Raw genomic sequence first — 21,171 nt, 5'->3', positions numbered from 1 at the left:
ATCAGGGGAACACCTCAATTCCATAATCGCTCAGCAGCGAGCCTTCCGAGATGGCCAGCAGCGTGCGGGCGGTGTGCAGGCGCGCTTCGCCTTCCAGCAGGCGCAGGCGGCTTTCCAGCACGTCGGCTTCGCGCCGCAGCAGCCGTGCACGGGGCGCCAGGTTGTCGCGAAAGGCGTTGCGATCGGCGGTCAGCAAGTCGGTGCGCGACGTCAGATCCGCGTTCAGCTGCTCCACGTCCTGCACGGTCAGCCGGTAGGCCTCGGCGCGGCTGAACAAGTCATTCATGAGCGCGTTGCGCACGTTCTGCGATTCCAGTTCGGCCTGGCGCAGCTTGAGCGCCTGGCCTTCGTACTGGGCACTGGCGCGCGTGATCGATCCGATCGGCACTTCAAAGCCGATGCCCACATACCAGTCCGGATACCGATCGCGCCGCGCAATGTCGATCGCATCGCGCTGGCCATAGGCCAGGCCGTTGGTGCCATAGCTGGCCTGCACATCCAGCTGCGGCAGTTTCTGATTCTTGGCAAAGCGCATGCGGTACTCGCCCTGCTCCACGCGCAGCCGCGCCACGCGATAGGCGGGCCACACATCCAGCGCCTGCACCAGGCGGACGTCGGCGCTGCTGCGGGTATCGATGCCGCGCACCGACGACCAGTCGTCGTACAGCGCCCACTTGCCATCGGTGGGGGGCAGATCGAGCAGCACACGCACCCGGGCTTCAGCCTCGGCAATGGTCTGCAAACTCTTGAACACATCGCTTTCGCGGGCCGACACGATCACCATCGCATCGGATTCGGCGGTCGGCGCCAGGCGGCCCGACGCTTCGCGCTCGCGCACGTCGCGCAGCCCATCGCGCGCGTTGTCGAGCAATTTCAGGCGCAGCGGATGCGCCATGTAGGCGCGCTGCAGCTGCCAATACGCGCCCAGCGCGTCGCCGCCCATCTTCGTCAGCTGCTGGCGGTACTGCCAGCGGCCGATGTCGAATTCAAGTTCGGCAATACGCAGGTCGGTCTCGACCGCATCACGTCCCGCGCCCTTGAGCAGCGGCTGGCGGATGGTCATGACCATCGACGCATTGCTTTCCAGCGTGCGGTTGTTGGTTTGCGCAATCAGGTTGTTGCGCCGGTCAACGTGACGCACCGACAGACTCATGTCGGCGCCACTCGGGGTTCGCCATTTCACGCCGCTTTCCAGCGTGTTGACGTTTTCGTCCAGGACGGACACCCGGGCCAGCAGGGTCGAAAGCTGCTCTTCGACGGTCCGCTGCCTGACGCGTTGTTCGTGGCGGATGCCACCGTACGACGTGATCTGATAGACGGTGGATTCGGCATCCAGCCCGCGGGCTGCGATGTCGGCTTGCAACTGGGCGTAGGCGATCTCGGCATTGCGAGCCACCACCAGCTGCATGAAACGGCGGGGATCCAGAACGGTATCGCCCAGTGCCGGGCCCGCCGCCGTCGCGGCGCCGGGCACAGGCGCATTGGCGAACATCGTGTTCGCCTGGGTGGGTGCGGCCCGCGACGCGGGGGGCAGTGCCATGACTCCGAGTGCTGCCAGAAGCATCACCCTCTTCCTCCACGAAACTGCCACGCGCCGAACTCCTCAACCACCCAGTCAAATGCCCTCGTAACGCGATGCCCGGATTACTTGGCGGCGCGCTTGTCGTTCAGGGCGACCAGACGCTCGATCTGCGCCAGCGAAATCAGCTGGGCGTAGATGGCGGGCAGGAAACGCTTGGCACGGATTTCCAGGAAGCGCTCGTCCGACAGGTTGTTCAGGCGTTCTTCGTTGATCACGTAGCAGCCGGCGATGTTCTTGACGCGGTCGCTTTCACGGACGCGCATGTTCAACGGGGTCAGCATGTTGTTTTCGGCCAGGAACTTGGCGAAGTCGCGCGTCAGCACGTCCATCTGCTGCAGTTCCGACAGGTAGCGCTTCACGTTTTCGATGACCTGGGTCGGCTCGCCGTTTTCAAACAGCGGGCTGCCTTCGGTGTCGCTCACGAGTTCGCTGGCTTCGTCGATGCAGATCGTGAACTGGCCTTCGGTCGAGGTACCGGCCAGGGCGAACGGGTAGCGGCGAATGATCGCGGGCACGTAGGACGCATCCCACTTGCCGTCTTCACCGACGAACAGGTTGCTGCCAGCGTCGAGGCCCAGCAGAGCGACCGGACGGAATTCGTCCTTTTCCTTGTCTTCCAGGAACACGATCGGGTAGATCGCCGCGGCGCGGGCGAACTCGTGCATCGTGACGTAGGCGATGTGGAAGCGCGATGCGAAAGAAAATCCGGTGATTTCCTTGATGCGCTTGGTGGCGTGACGCTCTTTGTTGACGGGTACGACTTTTTCGAACACGTAAATCTCCAGGGTAAGAAATGACCCGCGCCACACCGGCCAAGGTCATCTTGGGGATTGCGCATCGGCGCGATCCGGGAAGCTCATTCGGTATTGCAGACCTGCAGCCTTCCGCATCTTGCGCACAATCGCTACGTTTCGTAACAGGTATGACAGAGAAGGTCTGGACTGCGTCAAAGCACTACTTCTTTGTATCTAGATACTTGGATGTAGTACTTATGAGCGGAGCCATTCTGACTGCCCGTCCACCCTTCGGGCAATCCTTTTCGCAGCGCCGTTTTTCGCCGATGTTGTTCAGAAATCAAGACTCAACCTTTTGATTAGGTTGCATTCAAAAAGTGACTACAAGGCACTTCCAATTTTTGATCAAGTCTCACAACTGGCAGCTGCATGTTTCTGGTCTTTTTGACTACGAAGGACCCGCAGGGCGGTTTGGTCCATCTGCACCGCACCTCTGCCCCTTCACTACTTTTTCCAATGGAAACAGGCACTTATGCTCATCTGGAAAATTGTAGGGATTAATCCGGTAGCCATCTCCTCGCCGATAGTACAGGTAGCGTTCCCTTACGTATCGCACCGTATACGGTCGCAGTAGTCACACATGTATCCGAGTATTACTAAAAGGTGAGTTTGTAAATCCGGCTCGACCACGAAAAAAGGCACCCGAAGGTGCCTTGTTTTCAACTGCAGGGGCCATGACGACCCCAAAAATGACAAAAGCCCCTTGCGGGGCCTTTGTCCTGGCGCTTGACCGACAATTACTTGATGTCGAGTCCGGCGTGCAGCTCCTGCAGCGAGTACACCTGCAAGCCACCGCCTTCACGCATGTACTGCATCCCTTCAACAGCCGCCCAGGCGCCCGCGATCGTGGTGTAGTAGGTCACGCGCGAAGCCAGCGCCGCCACGCGGATCGCCCGCGAATCGGCGATGGCATTGCGGCGTTCTTCGACGGTGTTGATCACCAGCGAGATATCCCCATTCTTGACCATGTCGACGATGTTCGGGCGACCTTCGGTCACCTTGTTGACGATGCGTACCGGCACGCCAGCCGCTTCAATGGCTGCTGCCGTACCGCGCGTGGCCACCAACGAGAAGCCCAGCTTGTGCAGGCCCTGCGCCACGTGCACGGCCTTGACCTTGTCTTCGTTCTTGACGCTGATGAACGCCGTGCCGCTTTCGGGCAGGCGCACGCTGGCGGCCAGTTGCGACTTGACGAAGGCTTCACCAAAGGTGGTGCCCACGCCCATGACTTCGCCGGTCGACTTCATCTCGGGGCCCAGAATGGTGTCGACGCCCGGGAATTTCACGAACGGGAACACGGCTTCCTTGACCGAGAAGTACGGCGGCACCACTTCTGCGCCGATGCCCTGCTCGTCCAGGCTCTGGCCGGCCATGGCCAGCGCACCGATCTTGGCCAGTTGCAACGACGTCGCCTTGGACACGAAAGGCACCGTACGCGACGCGCGCGGGTTCACTTCCAGCACGTAGACAGTGCCGCCCTGGACCGCGAACTGCACGTTCATCAGGCCGATCACGTTCAGCGCGCGGGCCATGACCGCGGTCTGGCGCTTGATCTCTTCGATCAGTTCGTTCGACAGCGAGTACGGCGGCAGCGAGCAAGCCGAGTCGCCCGAGTGGACGCCTGCCTGTTCGATGTGCTGCATCACGCCGCCGATAAAGACACGCTTGCCATCCGACAGGCAGTCCACGTCCACTTCGATCGCGTCGTTCAGGAAGCGATCGAGCAGCACGGGCGAGTCATTGCTCACCTTGACCGCTTCGCGCATGTAGCGCTCCAGGTCCTTCTGCTCGTGCACGATTTCCATCGCGCGGCCACCCAGCACGTAGCTCGGGCGCACCACCAGCGGATAGCCGATGTCCTGGGCATGCGCCAGGGCTTCGGATTCGGTGCGGGCGGTACGGTTTGGCGGTTGCAGCAGAGCCAGCTTGTTCAGCAGCTTCTGGAAACGTTCGCGGTCTTCGGCAATGTCGATCGATTCCGGGCTGGTGCCGATGATCGGCACGCCGTTGGCTTCCAGCGCCTTGGCCAGCTTGAGCGGCGTCTGGCCGCCGTACTGGACGATCATGCCGACCGGCTTTTCCTTGTCGACGATTTCCAGCACGTCTTCCAGGGTCAGCGGCTCGAAATACAGACGGTCCGACGTGTCGTAGTCGGTCGACACGGTTTCCGGATTGCAGTTGACCATGATGGTTTCATAGCCCGCATCGCGCAGGGCCATCGCCGCATGGACGCAGCAGTAGTCGAACTCGATGCCCTGGCCGATCCGGTTCGGACCGCCACCCAGCACGATGATCTTCTTCTTGTCGGTCGGGTTCGCCTCGCACTCTTCCTCGTAGGTCGAATACATGTAGGCGGTGTTGGTGGCGAATTCGGCGGCGCAGGTGTCGACGCGCTTGTACACCGGGCGCACGTCGTACTGGTGACGCAGCTTGCGCACTTCGGTTTCGGTGGTGTCCAGCAGATAGGCCAGGCGGCGGTCCGAGAAACCCTTGCGCTTCAATTGCCAGATGGTGTTGCGGTCCAGATCGGCCAGCGTCTTCTTTTCGAGCGCGAGCTCGATGTCGACGATTTCCTTGATCTGCGACAGGAACCAGTTGTCGATGTGCGTCAGGGTCTGCACTTCTTCCAGCGAGAAGCCCTGGGCGAATGCGTCGCCCACGAACCAGATGCGTTCCGGACCCGGCTCGCCCAGTTCGACTTCGATCCGCTCGCGGTCGGTCGTCTTCTGGTTCAGGCCGTCCACGCCCACTTCCAGGCCGCGCATGGCCTTCTGGAACGATTCCTGGAAGGTCCGGCCGATGGCCATCACTTCCCCCACCGACTTCATTTGCGTGGTCAGGTGCGAATCGCTTTGCGGGAATTTTTCGAACGCAAAACGCGGCACCTTGGTGACGACGTAATCGATGGTCGGTTCGAACGAGGCCGGGGTCGCGCCGCCGGTGATCTCGTTGCGCAGTTCGTCAAGCGTGTAGCCCACGGCCAGCTTGGCCGCAATCTTGGCGATCGGGAAGCCGGTGGCCTTGGACGCCAGTGCCGACGACCGCGACACGCGCGGGTTCATCTCGATCACGATCATGCGGCCGTTGGCCGGGTTGACCGCGAACTGCACGTTGGACCCGCCGGTATCGACGCCGATCTCGCGCAGCACCGCGATCGAGGCGTTGCGCATCAGTTGATATTCTTTGTCGGTCAGGGTCTGCGCCGGCGCCACCGTGATCGAGTCGCCCGTGTGGATCCCCATGGGATCCAGGTTTTCGATCGAGCAGACGATGATGCAGTTGTCGGCGCTGTCGCGCACGACTTCCATCTCGAATTCCTTCCAGCCCAGCAGCGACTCTTCGATCAGCAGTTCGCTGGTCGGGGACGCTTCCAGGCCGCCGCGGCAGATGCGCTCGAATTCTTCGGCGTTGTAGGCAATGCCGCCGCCCGTGCCGCCCAGCGTGAAGCTGGGGCGGATCACGACCGGAAAGCCCAGCGTGTTGCCTTCGACGGCAATCTTGCGCTGCATGGACCAGGCTTCTTCCATGGAATGCGCCACGCCCGAGCGTGCCGATTCCAGGCCGATGCTGTTCATCGCTTCCTTGAACTTCTGGCGGTCTTCGGCCTTTTCGATCGCGTGCGCGTTGGCGCCGATCAGTTCGACTTTGTACTTGGCCAGCACGCCATGCTTGTCGAGATCCAGTGCGCAGTTGAGCGCGGTCTGGCCGCCCATCGTGGGCAGGACCGCGTCAGGGCGTTCCTTCTCGATGATCTTTTCAACGACTTGCCAGGTGATCGGCTCGATATAGGTGACGTCGGCCGTTTCCGGGTCCGTCATGATCGTGGCCGGATTGCTGTTGACCAGGATGACCTTGTAGCCCTCGGCCTTCAGCGCCTTGCAGGCCTGAGCACCGGAGTAATCGAATTCGCAGGCCTGACCGATGACGATCGGGCCGGCGCCGATGATGAGAATACTTTTTATGTCTGTCCGCTTGGGCATAACTCGCCTTAACCTTGTTGCTTGCTGTGTTGCATCATTTGGGCGAAGCGCTCGAACAGCATGACGATGTCATGCGGTCCGGGGCTGGCTTCCGGGTGACCCTGGAAGCAGAACGCCGGCCGGTCGGTCAGCTCGAACCCCTGCAGCGACCCGTCAAAGAGCGACACATGCGTGACACGGACGTTGGGCGGCAAGGTGGCCGGATCGACCGCGAACCCGTGGTTCTGGCTGGTAATGAAGACGCGGCCCGAAATGACGTCGTGCACCGGATGGTTTGCACCGTGGTGGCCGAACTTCATCTTGAGCGTGTTGGCGCCCACGGCCAGGCCCAGGATCTGATGACCCAGGCAGATGCCGAACACGGGCTTCTGGCGTTCCAGGAATTCCTTGGTGACCGCCACGGCGTAGTCGCAGGGTTCCGGATCGCCGGGGCCGTTCGCAAGGAACAGGCCATCGGGGTTCAGCGCCAGCACGTCGGCGGCGGACGTCTGCGCCGGCACCACCGTCACGCGGCAGCCATGTTCCACCAGCAGGCGCAGAATGTTGCGCTTGACGCCAAAGTCCATCGCGACCACGTGGAACTTGCCCGGCTCAGGCGTGCCGTGGCCTTCGCCCAGCTTCCAGACGCTGTCGGACCAGGTGTAGCTGTCCTTGACCGTCACGACCTTGGCCAGGTCCATGCCTGCCATCCCGGGGAATTCGCGGGCCAGTCGCAGCGCTTCGTCGGCGTCGTCGCCAACCAGAATGCAGCCGGACTGGGCGCCCTTCTCGCGCAGGATGCGGGTCAGCTTGCGGGTGTCGATCCCGGCGATGCCGACCACGTTCTGGTCCTTCAGGTAATCGCCCAGCGAGCGTTCCGAACGGAAATTCGAAACCATCAATGAATAGTCGCGCACCACCAGTCCAGCCGCATGTATTCTGCTGGCTTCATCGTCTTCCGACGTCACGCCGGTATTGCCGATGTGGGGATAGGTGAGCGTCACGATCTGCCGGCTGTAGCTTGGATCGGTAACAATCTCCTGGTAGCCGGTAATCGCAGTATTGAAGACGACTTCGCCCACGGTATGTCCAGGCGCGCCAATCGAGATGCCACGAAATATCGTGCCATCGGCAAGCGCCAGAATTGCGGGGGTAGTCTCGGGAAAGAGAGACGGCAACAAGAGAAGATCTCCGAGTCGAATCCTCCCCCATGGGGTCCTCCACCAGGAGGGGCCAAGTTGATCTGCAGCGTATCGGTGCGCGCTAGGGGGGGAGGCGTGAAATGATTACGTTAAACCTTACAAGTATACCCCATCGGACACTCGTAAAATGGAGCAAATGCGTTGAATCAGCTTGAATCCCTGCGCCAACACACCGTCGTCGTCGCCGACACGGGTGACTTCGAGGCCATGCGCGCCTTCCGTCCGACCGACGCCACGACCAACCCGTCGCTGATCCTTAAGGCCGTGCAGAAAGAGGCCTATCGCCCCCTGCTCGACCGTGCCGTGCGCGACTATCGCAATGAATCGCTGACGCACGTCATGGACCGCCTGCTGGTGTCGTTCGGCACCGAAATCCTGAAGATCGTTCCGGGCCGCGTATCGACCGAAGTCGACGCCCGCCTGTCGTTTGATACCCGCGGCACCGTCGAGCGCGGCCGCACCATCATTTCCTGGTACGAAGCCGCCGGCATTCCACGCGAACGCGTGCTGATCAAGATCGCGTCCACCTGGGAAGGCATCCAGGCCGCCCGCGTGCTCCAGGCCGAAGGCATCCGCTGCAACATGACGCTGCTGTTTTCGCTGGTGCAGGCCGTGGCGTGCGCCGATGCGGGCGCGCAGCTGATCTCGCCTTTCGTGGGCCGGATCTACGACTGGTACAAGAAAAGCGCCGGCAAGGACTGGGACGAGGCGGCCAATGCCGGTGTCGACGATCCGGGCGTCAAGTCGGTCAGCCGGATCTATGAGTACTACAAGACCTACGGCATTTCGACCGAAATCATGGGCGCGAGTTTCCGTAATGTGGGCCAGATCACGGCGCTGGCCGGATCCGACCTGCTGACCATCAGCCCGGAACTGCTGGCCGAACTGGAACAGGCCGACGGCGACGTGCCGCTGCGCCTGACGCCGGAACGCGCCGCCCAGGCCAAGCCGGAACGCATCACGGCGGACGAGATCACCTTCCGCACGCTGCTGAATGAAGACGCGATGGCGACTGAAAAGCTGTCGGAAGGCATCCGCGCGTTTGCAGCCGATGCACGCAAGCTGGATGTGTTGCTGGGAGCTGCGGCCACGGCGTGACGCTGTCGTTCTTGAGCGGGCGGCGGGCGGCGCTTGCTGCCCGCCGCTTGTAGAAAAGGCCGGATGACGTGGTGAAACGTCTTCCGGCCTTTTTTTATTGCGCGGGGGTTCAAGCTTTGTTGGCGACAGTTGGATCGTGGCCCGCCCTGTCAGAAGCGTGAGGTCAGATCCGGCCCGAGAACAGGATCGCGATGCTGATACCCAACGACAGCGCCCACACGGCGGACCGCAGCGTCGACTTGTCGCGAATGTAAAACCAGACGTACGCCAGCCGCGCCAGCAGCCACGCGATCATCAACATGTGCAGCTTGTCGAGCGGCGCATTGGTGTACACGGCCAGCGCCACCGCGATGAAAAAGAACGGCAGGGCTTCGAACGTGTTGGACTGCGCGGCATTGGCGCGAGCGCGCCAGCCTTCCAGCTTCCCCATCCACTCGCGCGGATTGTGATTGTCGAATTCCTTGCTGCCGTACTTGGCGATGCCGGCGCACAGCACCGGCAGCATCGCCGCGATCAGGACCAGCCACAGCACCGTCGTCATTGCAGTCTTCCTTGGCCGGAGGCCTAGGGTAAAGGGAACGGGGAACGGGGAGCGGGGAACGGGATGACCGGCCTGCGGTCAGGACGCGCGCCGGTCCATCAGGGCCCACGCGATCGTGCCCGCGTCCACGTATTCGAGTTCGCTGCCGGCCGGCACGCCCCGCGCCAGGCGCGTGACGGTCAGGCCGCGCGCCCGCAGCAGTTCGGCCAGGTAATGCGCCGTCGTTTCGCCTTCGGTTGTGAAATTGGTGGCCAGGATGACCTCTTTCACGATGCCGTCGGCGGCGCGTTCAAGCAGCCGGTCAAAGCTGATTTCCCGCGGTCCGATACCTTCCAGCGGCGACAGCCGCCCCATCAACACGAAGTACAGCCCCTGATAACTGTGGCTGGCTTCGATCATGTTCTGGTCCGCCGGCGTTTCGACAATGCACAGCAGCGCCGGGTCGCGGCGTGGGCTCTGACAGGTCTCGCAGATTTCCGACTCGGTAAACGTATTGCAGCGCGCGCAGTGACGCAGGCGCTGCACCGCGTCGGTCAACGCCTGGCCCAGCTGGCGCGCCCCGTGCGGGTCGTGCTGCAGCAGGTGGTAGGCCATGCGCTGGGCCGACTTCACGCCCACGCCCGGCAGACGCTTGAGCGCATCCACCAGCATGGCCAGCGGCGCCGGGCCCGAGGTTCTGTCAGTAGCCATCAATGGCGTCCGGGAATCAGAATGGCAGCTTCATGCCCGGTGGCAGCGGCATGCCCTGCGTGACCGACGCCATCTTTTCCTGGCTGGTGGCCTCGGCCTTGCGCAGCGCATCGTTGAACGCGGCGGCGATCAGGTCTTCCAGCATTTCCTTGTCTTCCGACAGCAGGCTCGGGTCGATGCTGACGCGCTTGACGTCATTGCGGCAGGTCACGACGACCTTGACCAGGCCACCGCCCGCGGCGCCTTCGACCTGGATGTCGGCCAGTGCTTCCTGGGCCTTCTTCATGTTCTCCTGCATCTGCTGCGCTTGACGCATCAGGCCGGCGAGTTGTCCTTTCATCATGATGGAGTTCCTTGTTGAGTGTCGGGGGTCACCGGACGGATCGAGTCCGGGACGATTTTTCCACCGAATTGGTCGAGCAGATCCCGTACGAAGGGGTCCGCCATAATGGTCTGTTCCGCCGCTTCCTGCCGTGCCTGACGCTCGGACACCGCGGCGGCATAGGCCGTATTGTCGCCGGTTTTGCCGATCTCGAAGCGCAGCCTGACGGCCGTGCCGAAATGCGCCTCGAGCACAACCCGCAGGCGTTCGACGCCCGCGCCTTCCGACAGCGTCCGCGTGGCGACGCGCAGCACGATGGTCGCTCCGTCCACGCCGACCCATTCGCTCTGCTGCGCCAGCTGCGCCGCCAGCCCGCGCAGCGGCAGGCGGGCAGCGAGCGTGGCCCAGGATTCGGTCAGGGTGATGGCGCCGGCGGGGGCGTTCGATGGATCGGCGCCGGGTGCCTCGGCGCCGGGACGATGGACGTCAGCTTGAGCAGCATCGGCTCGCGTCGCCGCGGCTGGCATGTTGCGGTCGGCCGCCTGCCTTGCGCTGCCGGCGTCGTTCAACGCCGTGGCGGCACGCGGCAACGGTGTGGCCTCGCGCACTGGGGCAGCCAAAGGAGATGCGCTACGCGCGGCGGGCGATCGCCCTGCCGTTGCCGTCCGACCGGGCGCGGACGGCGCTGCGGGCGCCGCGCCACGCGCTGGGGCGCCTCGGCCGCCCGCCGGCCGAGTCGCCGTGGTCTTGCCCGTCGTCGGGTAATCGTCGTAGGCGTCCTCTGGCGGCGCGCCGGAATACCCATCGAAATCGTCGTCGGGACCCTGCGAGGCATAGGCTTCGAAGGCGTCCATGTCAGACATCGGGGCGGCCGGCTTGACGGCTTCAGCGGGCGCGGTTGGTGCGGTTGGTGCGGTTGGTGCGGCGGCCGCGACCGGCGCTGCGGCATTGCTCGGCGCGACTGGCGCTGCCGACTTGATCCATTCAACGGGTGTAGATGCTTCGGCCGATTCGACTGGTGTAGCCGCTTCCAGCGATGCGGCAGGCATCGCCGCTTTGATTGGTGCGGCAGCTTGTGGTGTAGCGACAGGCTCTGCGGCAGCGGCAGGCTCTGCGGCAGCGGCAGGCTCTGCGGCAGCGACAGGCTCCGCGGCAGCGGCAGGCTCTACGGCAGCGGCAGGCGACGCTGCAGCCGGCGCAGCGCCTGGATCCTTCGCAACCGGCGCGGACTCCCCCGCCGTCGCGGCAGGTGCCACAGAGGCAGGCGCAGCAGCAGTGGGTTCAGCCGGCCTTGAAGCAGCTGACGGCGTAGCGGCAGCCATCGGCGCGACAGCCGGTGCAGCCGGCTTGGCCGCCGCAGCGGTCGCCCGCGACGACGCACCGCGCGCGCCGCCCGGCCCGGCGGACCGCTGCAACGCCGCGTTGGCCGCCTGCAGCGCCATCGCGCTGGGCGAAAGCTTGGCAGGGGCGGCAGCGGGTGCCGAAGCGGTCGCCGCGGGCACCGCAGAAGCGCTATCCGCAGGTGCTTCACCGGCTGGCGCAACCGTAGCAGCCGAACCCACCACGGGTGCCGCCACCCCCGCCCCACTCCGCGGCGTCACCGGCGCACTCGTCGCCGCCACCGGCGACGGCGAGCGCAGCGGCGCTGCTCGCGTCGCAGCCGGCTTGGATGGCGTGGCCATGGGCGGCGGGGTATCCCCCGGCTCGGCCGTAAACGCCAGCATCCGCAGGCACGCCATCACGAAGCCCGCGTATTCATCCGGCGCCAGCGGCAACTCGGCCCGGCTATGCACCGCCACGGAATAGAACAGCTGTACGTGATCGGGCGACAAGCTCGTCGCCAGACGCGCAATATCCGCCGCCAGCGGATCCTCGTCGGGCACCGTGCCCGACACCCGCTGCGCCAGCGCCACGCGCGACAGCAGCACGGCCAGGTCGGCCAGCGCACCTGCGTACGACAGGCTGCGCAGCGACAATTCGTCGGCCACCGCCACCACGCCGGGGCCGTCAGCCGACGCCACGGCGTCCAGCAGGCGCACCAGGTGCCGCTGATCGATCGTGCCCAGCATGCCGCGCACGGCCTCTTCCGACAAATTGCCCGCGCTATAGGCAATCGCCTGGTCCGTCAGCGACAGCGCATCGCGCATCGACCCGCGCGCCGCCTGGCCGATCAGCCGCAGCGCGCCGGTTTCAAACGGCATCTGCTCAGCCTGCAACACATGATCCAGATGGCCGACGATGGATTCCGGCGGCATCTGCTTCAGATTGAACTGCAGGCAACGGCTCAGCACGGTCACGGGAATCTTTTGCGGATCCGTGGTGGCCAGAATGAATTTGACGTGCGGCGGCGGCTCTTCCAGCGTCTTGAGCATGGCGTTAAACGCGTGCCCGGTCAGCATGTGGACTTCGTCGATCATGTAGACCTTGAAGCGGCCCGAGGTCGGCGAATACACCGCCTGTTCCAGCAACTGAGTCATTTCGTCAACGCCGCGGTTGGACGCCGCGTCGAGCTCAAGGTAATCGACGAATCGCCCCGCATCGATCTCGGTGCAGGCCCGGCAGACACCACACGGCGTCGGGGTGATGCCCGTCTCGCAATTGAGCGACTTGGCCAGGATCCGCGACAGCGTCGTCTTGCCCACACCCCGCGTCCCGGTGAACAGCCAGGCGTGATGCAGCCGCTGCGTGGTGAGCGCGTGCGAAAGCGCACGTACTACGTGTTCTTGTCCGACCAGCGTTTCAAACGAACGCGGCCGCCATTTGCGAGCCAGCACCAGATAAGTCATGCAGGGATTGTAGCCGCGGGGAAAGAAGTGATGGGGAGTGAGCGGGAGCAGGAGGCCAGCGTGCGCGACGGCGCAGCCAGGCTGGACCCTACCCTCAAGATGAGGCGGAAACGGCAAAAACCAAGCGTCGCCCGCCCCTTGCGGAATGCCGTCCCGCCCGCAACTACGAAAAGATCGCGGCGCAAAGTAACGAACTGCTGCGCAAAGGGAACGAACTGCTGCGCAAAGGGAACGAACTGCTGCGCAAAGGGAACGAACTGCTGCGGGACGGGAACGAACTGCTGCGGGACGGGAACGAACTGCTGCGCAAATGAAAACGGACCGCTGCGATACCGCAGCGATCCGTGGAATGGGGTGGCGAGCCTGACTTCGGCACTGACGGGATACAGCTGTGGCTGCTTCGTTCCCGACCTGACCAGGTTCACCGCTCCGCCATGCGAAGGGGCCCGCCGGGGTCAATTGTAGCAGGTCGGCGAACCGGCATTTTTGCCCTGCCCCGTGGCGGATTCCCAACGCCACCCCCGCGCATTTTCCCCACCCTTGCCTGCCAAAGACGACAATTTGTCGGGCGTTGCCGCCGTCGCTTTGAAAATCCGCTTTTTTACGGTTACCATTAAGGCATCTCGGGGTCTTCGCCGCGACCGATTCCGGCGCCCACCTGCCCCTTCCCCAGTCTTGCACCTGCAGTCACCGCGTGCTCCCGGGGTTATCCCGTCAGGCCCGCGCTCGTTCGCACCCGCAATGACCTGGAACCCGAGTTCAGGCAGCTAGCGCCGAGGTAGAAGCGGCGGCAACCTGAGTTCACGACCCAAGCAACCCTCTCCATCCATTCTTACCGCGTGACAGCAACCACCCCCGGCGCATCACGCACACCCCCAGAAGGAAAACCATGAGCGACGCGATCAAGCACGTGAGCGACTCCAGCTTCGATGCCGACGTAATCCAGGCATCGGGTCCGGTCCTTGTAGACTACTGGGCTGAATGGTGTGGTCCCTGCAAGATGATTGCCCCGATTCTTGAAGAAGCCGCGGGCACCTATCAGGGCAAGATCACCATTGCCAAGCTGAACGTCGACGACAACAATGCCACGGCCGCCAAGTACGGCATCCGCGGTATTCCGACGCTGATGCTGTTCAAGGACGGCCAGGTCGTTGCGACCAAGGTCGGCGCCCTTTCCAAGTCCCAACTGACGGCCTTCATCGACAGCGCCATCTGACGCGACGGACTTGAGCGCCCTACCCGGGCGCGGCACATTGCGGCACCTTAGTACGACCCCAGGAAGCTCCGCGGCTATTGCGCCCGGAGCCTCCCGCCGGGGGATCACTCCCGGCAGACTACCCAGTCCAAGAAAACATCCGCACCCGCCCACGGGCTGCCGGGGAACGGCGACACGCCGATCCGGTCACCGTGGCGCAGGCGACGCGCTATGCCCTCCCAGGGCGAACCATTACCAGAACTCCTCCCGGAGCTTTACCCGAGATGCATCTCAACGAACTCAAGGCGCAGCACGTTTCGCAGCTGCTTGAACTGGCCGCCACACTCGAAATCGAGAACGCGAGCCGTCTGCGCAAGCAAGAACTGATGTTCGCCATCATGAAGCGCCGGGCGAAGCAAGGTGAGCCGATTTTCGGCGACGGCGTACTCGAAGTGCTGCCCGACGGCTTCGGCTTCCTGCGGTCGCCCGACACTTCCTACCTTGCCAGTACCGACGACATCTATATCTCGCCGTCGCAGATCCGCCGCTTCAACCTGCACACTGGCGACTCGATCGAAGGCGAAGTCCGCACGCCCAAGGATGGCGAGCGCTACTTTGCCCTGGTCAAGGTCGACAAGGTGAACGGCCAGGCCCCCGAGAGCATGAAGCACCGCATCATGTTCGAAAACCTGACGCCGCTGCACCCGAACAAGCCGCTGCGCCTGGAACGCGACATCAAGAGCGAAGAAAACCTGACCGGCCGGATCATGGACATCTTCTCGCCAATCGGCAAAGGCCAGCGCGGCCTGCTGGTGGCAAGTCCCAAGTCCGGCAAGACGGTGATGATGCAGCACATCGCGCACGCCATCACGTCCAACCACCCCGACATCACCATGATCGTGCTGATGATCGACGAGCGTCCTGAAGAAGTGACCGAAATGCAGCGCTCGGTGCGCGGCGAAGTGGTCGCCTCGACGTTCGACGAACCCGCCACGCGTCACGTGCAGGTCGCCGAAATGGTCATCGAAAAGGCCAAGCGCCTGGTCGAACTCAAGAAAGACGTCGTGATCCTGCTGGACTCGATCACCCGCCTGGCCCGCGCCTACAACACGGTCGTGCCCGCGTCGGGCAAGGTCCTGACCGGCGGTGTCGACGCCAACGCCCTGCAGCGCCCCAAGCGCTTCTTCGGCGCCGCGCGCAACATCGAAGAAGGCGGTTCGCTGACCATCATCGGCACCGCGCTGATCGAAACCGGCAGCCGCATGGACGACGTGATCTACGAAGAATTCAAGGGTACGGGCAACTCCGAAGTCCACCTTGAACGCCGCCTGGCCGAAAAGCGCGTCTACCCGGCCATGAACCTGAACAAGTCGGGCACCCGCCGCGAAGAACTGCTGATCAAGCCGGACGTCCTGGCCAAGGTCTGGGTCCTGCGCAAGTTCATCTTCGACATGGACGAAGTGCAGTCGATGGAATTCATCCTCGACAAGATGCGCTCGACCAAGAACAACTCCGAGTTCTTCGATCTGATGAAGCAAGGCAAGTAATTGCCGGAATGAAAAAAGCGCCCTACGGGGCGCTTTTTTTTGGGCGTTCGCACGATTGATTTTTGCCCCGCCCCCCTACCCCGCCGTCGATTCCCGCTCAACGATCCTGAACCCCACATCGATGATCGACTCGGCGATCGGGGCGCCGCGGCATTGGTCGATGATGAGGCGGGCGGCGAGGCGGCCGATGTCGGGGCCGTCGACGTGGACGGTGGTGATCGATGGGACCATGTGGGCGCTGAAGTCGGCATTGCCGAAGCCGCAGATGGCCAGGTCTTGCGGGATGCGCAGGCCGCGGGCCTGGGCTTCGACCATGACGCCGTGGGCGAGCTGGTCGGAGCTGCAGCAGACAGCGTCAAGGCGGGGTTCGAGCGCGAGCAGGTCGGCCAGGGCGCGGCGGCCGCGTTCCAGGTTGCTGGGCGGCGAGACAAAGGCGGTGGGCACCTCGCGGCCCAGCGCGGCGATGAAGCCGTCGCGGCGCATGCGGGCGCGGTGGTCGCTGCCGCTGGCGATACCGATGTGGGTCCAGCCTTTCTTCAGGAAATATTCGCCCAGCGCGTTGCCCACCTTCTGGTGCGAAAAGCCCACCAGCTTGTCGATGGGTTGATCGGACAGGTCCCAGGTTTCGACCACGGGGATGCGGGACCGGCGCAATTTGTCGCGAGCCGCTTCGGACTGGACCAGGCCGGTGATGACAATGCCGTCGGGCTGGCGGCCGATCATGGTGTTCAGGACCGACGCTTCGACATCCGGGTCGTAGTTGGTCTGCCCCAGCAGCAACTGGTAGCCGGCGGCGCTCAGTTCGTTCGTCAGCGATTGCACGGTGGGCAGGAATTGCGAGACGGCCAGGGCGGGCACGACGCCCGCGACCATCAGGCTGCGTTTGGACTTGAGGCCGCCGGCGAGCAAATTGGGAATGTAGCCGGTGGCGTCCACTGCCGCCTGGACCTTGGCGATGGTCTTGGCCGAGACAACGCCGGGATTGCTGAGCGCGCGCGACGCGGTGATCAACGATACCCCGGCCTCGCGGGCAACATCATGCAGGGTGGCGGCTTTGGGTGGGGTCACGAGGGTTGCGGGTATCAAGGGACGGAGTCAACGCGTTCAAGATCAAGCCTGGCCAGCAAGACGGCAAGACGACAAGACGGCAAGCAACCGCGAACCATACCAGAACTGGATTTCTGGGCCTTCGACTGCCGAAAACCCCTAGTCGCCATTCCTTGACCCAACAAAATGACAACGATATCATTCGCGCAAATGACAACGTTGTCATATCGCAAGCTTTGCCCGCGGTTGCCCCACCTACAAGACCAAGTCAACGACGCCCGCAGCGTCACCCGGAGACACGTTATGAAATTTCTGATGAGCGCCCTGGCCATCGGCCTGACTGCCTTGACCGCCCAAGCACCGGTCCATGCGCAGACCAACGCCGCAACTCAGGCCAGCACCTGGCCCGACACCCCGATCACGCTGGTCGTGCCCTTCCCACCGGGCGGATCGACCGACCAGGTGGCGCGCGCGATCAGCCCGATCCTGACGGAAAAGTTCAAGCAGACCTTCGTGGTGGACAACAAGGCGGGCGCCACGGGCACCATTGGCGCGGCCATCGTCAAGCGCGCGGCGCCGGATGGTCATACCTTCCTGGTGACGTCGCTGGGGCCGCTGGTGATCACGCCGCACCTGATCAAGGGCATGCAGTACGACCCGATGAAGGATTTCGACCTGATCACGGTGGCGGTGCAGTCGCCGAACATTCTGGTGGTGCCGACCAATTCACCGCACAAGAGCGTGGCGGACATCATCGCGTTCGAAAAGGCCAATCCCGGCAAGATGACGTTTGCGTCGGCCGGCAATGGCACCAGCGATCACCTGACCACCGAACTGTTCTGGCAACAGACCGGCACGTCGGGCTCGCACATTCCCTACAAGGGCGGCGCGCCGGCTCACCTGGCCTTGATGGGCAGCCAGGTGGATGCCTCGTTCCAGAACATCAATTCGGTCGTCGGCTACATCAAGGGCGGCAAGATGCGGGCCCTGGCAATTGCCAGTCCGACGCGTTCGGCGGTGTTGCCTGACGTGCCGACCCTGTCAGAAGCCGGCATCCAGAACGTGGACGTGACGTCGTGGCAAGCCATCGTCGCGCCCAAGGGCCTGTCGCCCGCCGTGCGGGACAAGGCGCACGCCGCATTCGTCGAAGCGCTGAATGATCCGAAGGTGAAGGAGCAGTTCACGTCGATCGGCTTCGAGATGGTCACCAACACGCCGGCGCAGTTTGCCGAGTTCCAGCGCAAGGAATACACGCGGTGGAAGCAGGTGATCGAGACCGGAAAGATCTCGATCGAATGATGCCCATGCGTACAAGGAATGTCGGCGTCGTGACCCGTGCACGCTGTCGGCGACGGTTCGCCACGCGACGTTCCACGACGCGCCCTGTCTGTCGTTGCCCACCTTGCTTCCCGGAAGACCCCGCATGACTTCGCCCCTGACTTCGGACTCCCCCGCCTACGACGACCGCATTGCCTGGGTGCGGGTGTCGTCGTGTTATCTGCCGCTGGCCAACCCGATCAGCGACGCCAAGGTGCTGACTGGCCGCCAGAAGCCGATGACCGAGATCGCGATGCTGTTTGCCGAGATCGAAACGCGGGACGGCCATCGTGGCCTGGGCTTGAGCTACGCCAAGCGGGCGGGCGGCCCGGGGCAGTTCGCGCATGCCAAGGAAATCGCGCCGGCCCTGATTGGCGAAGACCCGAGCGACATCGCCCGGCTCTGGACCAAGCTGTGCTGGGCAGGCGCGTCGGTGGGCCGCAGCGGCATGGGCGTGCAGGCCATTGGTGCATTCGACGTGGCCCTGTATGACCTGAAGGCGCGGCGGGCCGGGTTGCCCCTGTCAAAACTGCTGGGGTCGCAGCGCAATTCGGTGCAGTGCTACAACACGTCAGGCGGCTTTCTTCACACGCCGATCGACCAGCTGGTGGTGAACGCGCAGGCATCGATCGAACGGGGCATTGGCGGCATCAAGCTCAAGGTCGGGCAGCCGGATCTGGCGGCCGATATCAAGCGGGTCGAGACGGTGCGCAAGCATCTGGGTGACCACGTGCCGCTGATGGTCGACGCCAACCAGCAGTGGGATCGCCCAACCGCCCAGCGCATGTGCCGCATCTTTGAACAGTTCAATCTGATCTGGATCGAAGAGCCGCTGGATGCGTATGACTTTGAAGGCCATGCGGCGCTGGCAGCCGCATTCGACACGCCGATCGCCACCGGCGAAATGCTGACGAGCGCCGCCGAGCATGGCGAACTGATCCGCCATCGCGCCGCTGATTACCTGATGCCCGACGCGCCACGCGTGGGTGGCATCACCCCCTTCCTGAAGGTGGCGGCGCAGGCCGAACAGGCGGGCCTGAGCCTGGGCCCGCACTTTGCGATGGAACTGCACGTGCACCTGGGCGCGGTGTACCCGACCGAACCCTGGGTGGAACATTTCGACTGGCTGGAACCGCTGTTCAATGAACGGCTGGAGATCCAGGGTGGCCGCATGATGGTGCCGACCCGGCCTGGCCTGGGCTTGAGCCTGAGCGAGCAGGCGCGGCAGTGGACCCGCGAAGTGGCAGAGACCGGGACGCGGCCGTGACTTCGGTCGACCCACGCATCCGACCAGCGGGCCAAGGGGTCCTTGCCCGGGCCACGTTGCCCGGTGCCTTGGACCCGAGACGCCCGGCCCACGCAGTCCCTGCCCCTGTCTGCACGCCCATCTTCGCCGCAGTCTTCCTTATCTGATTCACGCTTTCGGACACCCCATCATGGCTGATCTTTCCACCCAAGCGACCCTGGGCACCGTGCCTTTGTGCATCACCATGGACCCGCGCGACAACGTGGCGATCGTGGTGAATGATGGCGGCTTGCCGCCCGGCACCGTGTTTCCGTCAGGACTGACGCTGGTCGACAAGGTGCCGCAGGCGCACAAGGTTGCGCTGGTCGACATCCCGGAAGGCGGCGAGGTGCGCCGGTATAACGTGGTGATCGGCTACGCGCTCAAGGACCTGAAAGCCGGCATGTGGGTGCACGAACGCCTGCTGGCGATGCCGGCCGCGCGCGAGCTGACCGGCCTGCCGATCGCCACGGTCAAGCCCGACCCCGCGCCGCCACTGGAAGGCTATACGTTCGAAGGCTATCGCAATGCGGACGGCTCGGTCGGCACGCGCAACATTCTGGCGATCACGCAGACGGTGCAGTGCGTGGCCGGCGTGACCGATTTTGCGGTCCAGCGCATCAAGGCCGAGCTGCTGCCGCGCTTTCCCAATGTCGACGATGTGGTCGCGCTGGAACATGGTTATGGCTGCGGCGTGGCGATCGATGCGCCCGACGCCATCATCCCGATCCGCACGCTGCGCAACATCAGCCTGAATCCGAACTTTGGCGGCGAAGTGATGGTGGTGAGCCTGGGCTGTGAAAAGCTGCAGCCCGAACGCCTGCTGCCCCCGGGGTCGATCACGGTGGTGGAGCAATCGCGGCTGAAGGGGACTGGCGGCCAGGCGGGCGACGAGGCGAACCCGCACGCCGCCGACGCGCCGCTGGACGTGGTCTGTCTGCAGGACGACGCGCATGTGGGCTTCATGTCGATGGTCGATTCGATCTTGCGGCAGGCCGAGGTGCACCTGACCCGCCTGAACGCACGCCGCCGCGTCACCGTGCCGGCCAGCGAACTGGTGGTGGGCGTGCAGTGCGGCGGCAGCGACGCGTTTTCGGGTGTGACGGCCAATCCGGCTGTCGGCTATTGCACCGACCTGCTGGTGCGCGCGGGCGCCACCGTCATGTTTTCGGAAGTGACGGAAGTGCGCGACGGCATCGACCAGCTGACGGCCCGCGCCAGCACGCCCGAAGTGGCCGACGCCATGATCCGCGAGATGGCCTGGTACGACGCGTACCTGAGCCAGGGCCGCGTGGACCGCAGCGCCAACACGACGCCGGGCAACAAGAAAGGCGGCCTGTCGAACATCGTGGAAAAGGCGATGGGGTCCATCGTCAAGAGCGGGACCTCCCCCATATCGGGCGTGATCGGGCCGGGAGAAAAGCTGAAGCAGAAGGGCCTGATCTACGCCGCCACGCCCGCCAGCGATTTCATCTGCGGCACGCTGCAGCTGGCCGCCGGCATGAACCTGCATGTGTTCACCACCGGCCGCGGCACGCCCTATGGCCTGGCGCAGGTACCGGTGATCAAGGTGGCGACGCGGGCCGACCTGGCCAAGCGCTGGCATGACCTGATGGACATCAATGCCGGGACGATCGCGACGGGTGAGAAGACGATCGCCGACGTGGGATGGGAAATGTTCCAGTTGATGCTGGACGTGGCCAGCGGCCGCAAGAAGACCTGGGCGGAACACTGGAAATTGCATAACGCACTGGTGCTGTTCAACCCGGCCCCGGTGACCTGATCCGGTCGGCAACGCGCCCTGCC

Annotated in this window: 15 protein-coding genes and 1 other RNA gene; 6 read left to right on the top strand and 10 right to left on the bottom strand. The window is 64.0% G+C overall.

All coding sequences use genetic code 11. The features are described from left to right. Position 1: 1 nt before the first annotated feature. The 4 genes from HD883_RS25370 to carA form a co-directional block, all read right to left on the bottom strand. The gene (locus HD883_RS25370) at positions 2-1,540 is read right to left on the bottom strand and encodes a TolC family protein (RefSeq protein WP_179590437.1); all 1,539 of its coding nucleotides are present in this window, start codon (positions 1,538-1,540) and stop codon (positions 2-4) included. Positions 1,541-1,644: 104 nt separating this feature from the next. Continuing rightward, positions 1,645-2,355, bottom strand: a complete 711-nt coding sequence (locus HD883_RS25365) for a SapC family protein (RefSeq protein ID WP_179590439.1) — start codon at positions 2,353-2,355, stop codon at positions 1,645-1,647. A 758-nt stretch (positions 2,356-3,113) separates the two neighbouring features. Continuing rightward, positions 3,114-6,356, bottom strand: coding sequence for a carbamoyl-phosphate synthase large subunit (carB, locus tag HD883_RS25360; protein ID WP_179590448.1), 3,243 nt, complete (start codon positions 6,354-6,356; stop codon positions 3,114-3,116). Between the two features lie 8 nt (positions 6,357-6,364). After that, on the bottom strand, positions 6,365-7,516 hold the full coding sequence (gene carA, locus HD883_RS25355) for a glutamine-hydrolyzing carbamoyl-phosphate synthase small subunit (protein ID WP_179590455.1): 1,152 nt from the start codon (positions 7,514-7,516) through the stop codon (positions 6,365-6,367). Positions 7,517-7,678: 162 nt separating this feature from the next. Here carA and tal point away from each other — a divergent pair, with 162 nt between their 5' ends. Next, a complete protein-coding gene (gene tal, locus HD883_RS25350) occupies positions 7,679-8,635 on the top strand; it encodes a transaldolase (RefSeq protein WP_179590458.1) in 957 nt (318 codons plus the stop codon). A 163-nt stretch (positions 8,636-8,798) separates the two neighbouring features. Here tal and HD883_RS25345 read toward each other — a convergent pair whose 3' ends face one another. The 5 genes from HD883_RS25345 to ffs form a co-directional block, all read right to left on the bottom strand. Then, complete coding sequence (locus HD883_RS25345; RefSeq protein WP_179590461.1) at positions 8,799-9,176, bottom strand: MAPEG family protein; 378 nt, start codon at positions 9,174-9,176, stop codon at positions 8,799-8,801. 78 nt (positions 9,177-9,254) lie between these two features. Next, on the bottom strand, positions 9,255-9,866 hold the full coding sequence (recR, locus tag HD883_RS25340; protein WP_179590463.1) for a recombination mediator RecR: 612 nt from the start codon (positions 9,864-9,866) through the stop codon (positions 9,255-9,257). Between the two features lie 16 nt (positions 9,867-9,882). Further along, complete coding sequence (locus tag HD883_RS25335) at positions 9,883-10,209, bottom strand: YbaB/EbfC family nucleoid-associated protein (RefSeq protein ID WP_179590464.1); 327 nt, start codon at positions 10,207-10,209, stop codon at positions 9,883-9,885. Continuing rightward, positions 10,206-12,974, bottom strand: a complete 2,769-nt coding sequence (dnaX, locus tag HD883_RS25330) for a DNA polymerase III subunit gamma/tau (protein ID WP_179590466.1) — start codon at positions 12,972-12,974, stop codon at positions 10,206-10,208. Before dnaX ends, HD883_RS25335 begins: the two co-directional genes overlap by 4 nt. 353 nt (positions 12,975-13,327) lie before the next feature. Further along, positions 13,328-13,425, bottom strand: an RNA gene (gene ffs, locus HD883_RS25325) — signal recognition particle sRNA small type. A 438-nt stretch (positions 13,426-13,863) separates the two neighbouring features. Here ffs and trxA point away from each other — a divergent pair. Together trxA and rho are read left to right on the top strand one after the other, a co-directional pair. Continuing rightward, positions 13,864-14,190 (top strand): thioredoxin TrxA, encoded by a 327-nt coding sequence (gene trxA / locus HD883_RS25320; protein WP_179590468.1) that lies wholly within the window; start codon positions 13,864-13,866, stop codon positions 14,188-14,190. A gap of 263 nt (positions 14,191-14,453) precedes the next feature. Then, entirely contained in the window at positions 14,454-15,716 is a 1,263-nt protein-coding gene (gene rho, locus HD883_RS25315; RefSeq protein ID WP_179590470.1) for a transcription termination factor Rho, read from the top strand. A 75-nt stretch (positions 15,717-15,791) separates the two neighbouring features. On the opposite strand, the gene HD883_RS25310 is transcribed toward rho, so the two are convergent. Continuing rightward, positions 15,792-16,784, bottom strand: a complete 993-nt coding sequence (locus HD883_RS25310; protein WP_179590472.1) for a LacI family DNA-binding transcriptional regulator — start codon at positions 16,782-16,784, stop codon at positions 15,792-15,794. A 282-nt stretch (positions 16,785-17,066) separates the two neighbouring features. On the opposite strand from HD883_RS25310, the gene HD883_RS25305 reads away from it, so the two are divergent. From HD883_RS25305 to garD, 3 genes are all read left to right on the top strand, one after another. Next, positions 17,067-18,062 carry a Bug family tripartite tricarboxylate transporter substrate binding protein gene (locus HD883_RS25305; protein ID WP_179590474.1) on the top strand — a complete coding sequence of 332 codons (996 nt, stop codon included), beginning with the start codon at positions 17,067-17,069 and terminating at the stop codon, positions 18,060-18,062. 124 nt (positions 18,063-18,186) lie between these two features. After that, the gene (locus HD883_RS25300) at positions 18,187-19,347 is read left to right on the top strand and encodes an L-talarate/galactarate dehydratase (protein ID WP_179590476.1); all 1,161 of its coding nucleotides are present in this window, start codon (positions 18,187-18,189) and stop codon (positions 19,345-19,347) included. 169 nt (positions 19,348-19,516) lie between these two features. After that, positions 19,517-21,148, top strand: coding sequence for a galactarate dehydratase (garD, locus tag HD883_RS25295; protein WP_373563480.1), 1,632 nt, complete (start codon positions 19,517-19,519; stop codon positions 21,146-21,148). Positions 21,149-21,171: the final 23 nt, after the last annotated feature.

This window comes from Pigmentiphaga litoralis, assembly GCF_013408655.1.
GTDB classification, from domain to species: Bacteria; Pseudomonadota; Gammaproteobacteria; order Burkholderiales; family Burkholderiaceae_B; genus Pigmentiphaga; species Pigmentiphaga litoralis_A.
Note: the sequence above shows the minus strand (reverse complement) of the source record. Positions and strands in the feature narration are given on the sequence as shown.